Annotated in this window: 4 protein-coding genes; 1 reads left to right on the forward strand and 3 read right to left on the reverse strand. The window is 49.5% G+C overall.

Annotation, left to right across the window (positions count from 1 at the left end; all coding sequences use genetic code 11):
• Positions 1 to 1,084 (forward strand): MFS transporter (locus tag ACTIE6_RS15705; RefSeq protein ID WP_439557539.1); only part of this gene is annotated, 1,084 nt, incomplete at its 5' end.
• A 17-nt stretch (positions 1,085 to 1,101) separates the two neighbouring features.
• Here the strand turns inward: ACTIE6_RS15705 and ACTIE6_RS15710 are convergent.
• The 3 genes from ACTIE6_RS15710 to ACTIE6_RS15720 form a co-directional block, all read right to left on the reverse strand.
• Positions 1,102 to 3,639: a glycoside hydrolase family 95 protein gene (locus ACTIE6_RS15710; protein WP_439557540.1), complete on the reverse strand. Its 2,538-nt coding sequence runs from the start codon at positions 3,637 to 3,639 to the stop codon at positions 1,102 to 1,104.
• Between the two features lie 42 nt (positions 3,640 to 3,681).
• Entirely contained in the window at positions 3,682 to 5,598 is a 1,917-nt protein-coding gene (locus tag ACTIE6_RS15715; RefSeq protein WP_439557541.1) for a sulfatase family protein, read from the reverse strand.
• Between the two features lie 15 nt (positions 5,599 to 5,613).
• The coding region (locus ACTIE6_RS15720; RefSeq protein WP_439557542.1) for a bestrophin family ion channel at positions 5,614 to 5,943 on the reverse strand (330 nt) is incomplete at its 5' end.

The raw sequence follows: 5,943 nt of genomic DNA on the forward strand, positions 1-5,943 counted from the left end.
ATTGATCAAGACCAGCTTTCATCTTGATTTTGCCCAAATCGGAATGGTAACCCTGGTATTTCAGCTCACCGCCTCCATTCTGCAACCGTTCGTGGGATTTTATACCGACAAATACCCGAAGCCATTCTCACTGGCAATTGGAATGGGCATTTCCCTGCTCGGTCTGGTCAGTTTGTCTTACGCGTCCAGCTACTACTGGATACTCGGTTCTGTCAGTCTCATCGGAATGGGATCTTCGGTATTTCATCCTGAATCCTCCCGTGTGGCCTACCTCGCGTCCGGCGGCAAGCGTGGACTGGCGCAATCCATTTTTCAGTTGGGTGGAAATGCGGGAAGTGCATTGGGGCCGCTACTCACTGCGCTCATCGTGGTACCTTATGGACAGCAGAGTGTGATGTGGTTTACAATACCTGCTATACTCGCCATCTTTATTCTTACCCGGATCGGGAGTTGGTACAAGAGCGTCGCATTGCCCAAAGCTGCAAAGGCGATCAAGGAAGCAGCTACCGGGCTCAGCCGCAGGAGAGTAGCGATTTCTATGCTGATTTTATTGCTGCTGATTTTTTCAAAATACTTTTACCTGGCCGGTATGACCAGCTATTTTACTTTTTACCTCATGGACAAATTTGATCTGAGTGTGAAAGGTGCGCAGATCCAGCTGTTCATTTTCCTGGCGGCGATTGCGGTGGGTACCTTTGCAGGCGGCCCGCTGGGAGACAAGTTTGGCCGCAAATACATCATCTGGATATCCATTCTCGGCGCGGCGCCATTTACGCTGCTGCTCCCCTACGCCAATCTTTTCTGGACTACCGTACTTTCTATCTGTACCGGTTTGCTCATTTCTTCTGCATTCTCAGCGATTATCGTGTACGCGCAGGAATTGATGCCCGGCAAAGTAGGTATGATCGCCGGACTGTTTTTCGGTTTTGCTTTCGGAATGGGCGGCCTGGGCTCTGCATTATTGGGCAAGCTGGCCGATCAAACCAGCATCAGCTATGTGTTTGATGTGTGCTCCTACCTGCCGCTGATCGGAATTTTAACTTATTTCCTTCCTGATGTGGAAAAACAACACTCAGCCGCATAGCGACTGAGTGTGTAGGTTTATTTGGCTGTTAAAACGTACTCTTTGCCCGGCTCCGTCATGAAATCAAATGAAAGCTTGTTCAGCGGCTTTTCGGGTTTGGCAGCGGTTTGTATGTTTTTGTAAAAAGGATTTACATTCTCGCCGGCTGCTGCTTTAAGCGCTTTTTTGTTCAACTTCAATGCATTGGGAACCGCAATGCGGCAATTCCCACCTAGCTTCGAGCGCACTGCCAGTCTGGTGATTCTGCCTTGTGCCCAGGTAACATCAAGCTCAAATCCGCCGCGGGCTTTCAAACCTTTCACCTCGCCGGTTTCCCAATTGTCAGGGATCGCCGCAAGTACATTGACAATGCCATCGTGACTTTGCAGCAGCATTTCCGTAATACCTGAGGTACCACCAAAGTTACCGTCGATCTGAAATGGCGGGTGCGCGTCCAGCAGGTTCGGGTAAGTCCCGCCGCCTTTTGCATAGTCGGTACCTTCCACACCTGTCAGTTTCAGCTGCTCGCGGATTAGCTTATAAGCGTGGTTTCCATCCAGTAACCGCGCCCACACATTGATTTTCCAGCCTTTGCTCCACCCGGTTCCGCCGTCGCCGCGCAGCTCCATGGTTTTGCGCGCCGCCTGTGCAAATACCGGTGTATACAAAGGTGAAATCTGCCGACCAGGAAAAAGCCCGTACAAATGCGATATGTGGCGATGTTCCGGTTCGGCCTCTTTCCAATCTTTATACCATTCCTGCAAATTCCCCTTCTTGCCTACCTGCATCGGGAAAAGCTTGCTGCGTTTTTCAATCAGCAATTGGCGGAATTCTGCATCGGTACCTGTTTTTTCCAAGGCTTCAATGAGGTTTGTAAAAAGGTCCCAGATGATCGCCATATCCATTGTAGTGGCTACCGAAACGGAACCTTTGTAGCCCTTTTCGTCTATAAAAATGTTTTCGGGCGTAGTTGCCGGCGAAGTTACCAGTCTGCCGCTTTTGTCTTCGATCAGCCAGTCCAGGCAAAACAATGCAGCCGATTTCATGATCGGGTAAGCAGTTTTGGTCAAAAATGCCTGGTCGCCGGTAAATTGATAATGCTCCCACAAATGCTGACAAAGCCACGCGCCGCCCATTGGCCAGTTGGCCCAGGACGGACTGCCGCCGACGGGATTTGTAGTTGCCCAGATATCTGAGTTATGGTGCAGCACCCAGCCTTTTGCATTGTAAAAATTCTTCGCCATATGCGTACCTGTCACCTGCATTCTGCCGATCATATCGAGCAAAGGTGTGTGCAGCTCAGACAAATTGGCTGTTTCCACCATCCAGTAATTCATCTGGGTATTGATGTTGGTCGTAAAATTACTGCTCCAAGGTGGTCTTACCTCCTTGTTCCATATTCCCTGCAAATTTGCAGGGATACCGCCGGGCCGGGAGCTCGAAATCAAAAGGTACCTGCCAAACTGGAAATAAAAGGATTCCAGACCAGCATCTTTCCCGCCTTCTGCATAGCTTTTCAGGCGCTCGTCCATAGGTTTATCCTGGACCGGGTTACCATTGAGCACCAGACTCACCCGATTAAAGAGGACGTGGTAATCAGCGATGTGTGTATTTTTTATTACGTCAAAAGTTTTGCTCCCGGCCGCTGAAAGGTAGCGCTCCACCAGCTCGGTTTCATTCTTTCCTTCCATATCAGGACATTTATCAAAACCATTGAAACTGGTAGCCGCAGAAACGAGCAGCACTACGTCGCTCGCATTGCTTATATGTACGCCCGCGCTGTCGGTTTTTACCTGACCGTCGCTTTCCTTCACTTTTACGCGCAGCTCGAAACGCATTCCGCGGCATTGCGCCGGATCGTTGTAAATCACAGGTATCTCCATCGATTGCAGGTAGCTGGGATCCGTATGCGACGGAGCCTGGCCTTTCATAGCAAGCTGGTCTGGGGCAATTACCTGCTGGCGGTGCACCAATGGACTTGTAGTGGAAGCTGTGAAATTCAATGCACCCTTTTTGCCGGACTTCAATCTCACCACCATCACCTGGTCAGGCGCAGAAATGAATATTTCGCGGGTATAATCCACGCCGTCGACCGTGAAACTGGTGAGCGACAATGCATTTGAAATATCCAGCTCGCGGCGGTAAGCTGTGGGTGTACCTTTCAGGTCGTGGCTGATCATCAGATCACCGAGTGGCTCGTAGGATTCTGTGAATGGGCCCTGGATTTTTTGGGTAAGTTCTTCTGCGAGTTTATAATCCTCGTTTTCAAGCGCCTTGCGCACCTGCGGGAGGTATTTCACAGCCTGCGGATTGGGATTATTGTTCACCGGCCCACCCGACCAGAGTGTCTCTTCATTCAGCTGGATCAGCTCCTTTTCCACGCCTCCGAAAACCATTGCGCCTATTCTTCCATTCCCGATCGGCAGCGCCTCGTTCCAGTTGCGCGCGGGCTGTTTGTACCACATTTTCAATCCCTGCTGCGCCACCGCAAACTGGCTGCTCAACAGGATAGTACATGCAAAAAATGTAGTACCGAGCAGTACGCTTCGTTTTTTCCGTTTAAAAATTCGCATCATTTTTATTTATTCAATTGACAAAAAGCCGATTTGATAATCCTGTTATTCCGCGTAATCGGGCGTGTTGGGTACCAGTCCCAAAATCCCTAAAAAGTCCATACAGCCCGCTTTCACCTTGTAAGCACGACTTTTATTTTCATCCCCATAGGTTTTCCCGGACTGCTGCACCGCTTTTACAGTATCTATAAAAGGCTGCTTGTCAGGAATGTAAAGCAGGTAATTGATCGACATCAAAGCCAGCTCTGCATTGTCGGCTTGCATTGATTTTTTCAAAAGATCCGCCGCCGGTGCATAGCCGAATAGCTCAAAGGTAATAGCAGCTGCGGTAATAGCTACCGGCGGGTAAGTATCTCCTACCGATCGCTGGATCATTTCCTGGTAAGGTCGTAACAATGCGGCACTTTGCGCACGTAGTCCGAGCATTGCCCAGTAACGAACGATCTTGTCCGGGCTCGATAACAATTTCAGCTGCTGAACAGCCACACTTTTACCTCTCCTCCCGCAAAGCTCCGCTGCATTCATGATTTCCTTCAAAGCATAATCCCTTTCCGAAAGCCTGAACTGATAAGGCGTGGAGTTGGCGGAGATCAATGCGATTTCATATTCAGGTAAAAACATCACATCCCGTGCATTGGTCAGGTCAGTGCGCAGCATAGTCCGCATCTTGTCCGCCACCGCACGTGCACGCGGCTCGTCGATCAGGTTTTTTGTTTCCCAGGGATCTGCATGGATATCGAAAAGAAATTCGGCCGGTCTTGGCGCAAAGAGACTTTCCTGCAAATCATTGAGCGTTTTACCTGCCAGATCTTTTCGCATTTGCTGCTTGATATCTGCTATTTCCATGTACCGGATGTAGCGCAATTCAGGCATAAACGGCATGTAATTGCGTGAGTACATATATTTCCCATCCGTCACACTGCGAACCATATCCATTCCATTGTCGGAGCGATCGGAGGACAAAACAAGGTGATCCACAGGCGTAGAACGCTGCGGACCAATCAGCTTTCTGCCTTTCATGTAAGCGGGTGGCTGACCGCCTGCAATGCTGATCAGCGTCGGGGCGAGATCTTCGAAACTGATCAGTTCGTCGGTGCCCCCCTGAGCCCAGGGCGACAGATGCTGGTACATAGGCGGGAACCAGATCACGAACGGTACACGGTAGCCCAGATCGATTCCGTTTGTTTTGCCCCTGGGAATGCCTTCGCCGTGGTCGCCAAAGAAGAAAATAATGGTACTATCCCTAAGCTTTTCATCTTCCAGCCTTTTTAGCAGCTTACCAATCTTTTTTTCGGTCAGTTTCAGCGAATTGTACACGCGCGCAAATTGCTTCCGCATTGCGGGACTGTCCCGGTAAATGGGCGGCATTTCAAATGCATCTTCACCAATGCGCTCCTCTTCTGACAGCTCGGCGAGCACTTCCTTTTCGTATTTGGCATACGAATCCGTCATCGTTCTAGACTGATGCGAATCGTTGAAATTGAACACTGCAAAAAACGGCTGCCCTGCTTCCCGGTTCCACCAGCCTGCTTTTCCTGAACTTTCGTCCCAGGCATCGGCAATAAACTCCTTTTCGTCTGCTACATTATAGTCGGTTTTCGCATTGTTGGAAGTATGGTATCCCGCCTGTTTCAGATAATATGGAAAACCATGCATATCAGCCGGAAGCCGGTAATTGCTGCGGTGATGGCCGGTACCAGTTTCATAGGTTTTTACACCCGTGATCAGCGCGGTCCGGCTCGGGGAGCAGACTGTACCTGTTGAAAATGCATTGGTAAACTTAGTACCGCTGGCCGCCAGCGCATCCATTACCGGTGTTTTGGCATCTTTATTACCGTAACAGCCCAGAAAACGTGGCGAAGTATCTTCAATGGTAATCCAGAGCACATTTGGCTTTTTCTGTGCCAATAAGGCATTTGAAAAAACAAACAGCAGCAGGCACAGACCTGTTTTCATTTTCATGATCAGCTTATTTTACTAAAATAATATCCCCGCCACAGGCGCAAAACGCTCCGGTATCTCATCTTCATCAAGCATTTCTTTCAGGTCAATCTCGATGTTGCGGACGATCGTAGCCAGCGGTGTGTCATTCAAAAGCCCTTCAAATGGGTTTTCACTGATATCGCCCACGTACTCCATGAACATAAATACCCAGGAGACGATCATGTTAAACGGGATCAGTAAAAACATATAACGCTCTCCCAAATCGACAAACTGCGGGAGCAAGCCAAATGGAAGTAGCGTCATGAACACGAAAATAAACAGGTTGGAGGTGGTGGCATACTGCCTTGGGAATGGCGTGTTTTT

Source organism: Dyadobacter sp., from assembly GCF_051859145.1.
Classification (GTDB): domain Bacteria; phylum Bacteroidota; class Bacteroidia; order Cytophagales; family Spirosomataceae; genus Dyadobacter.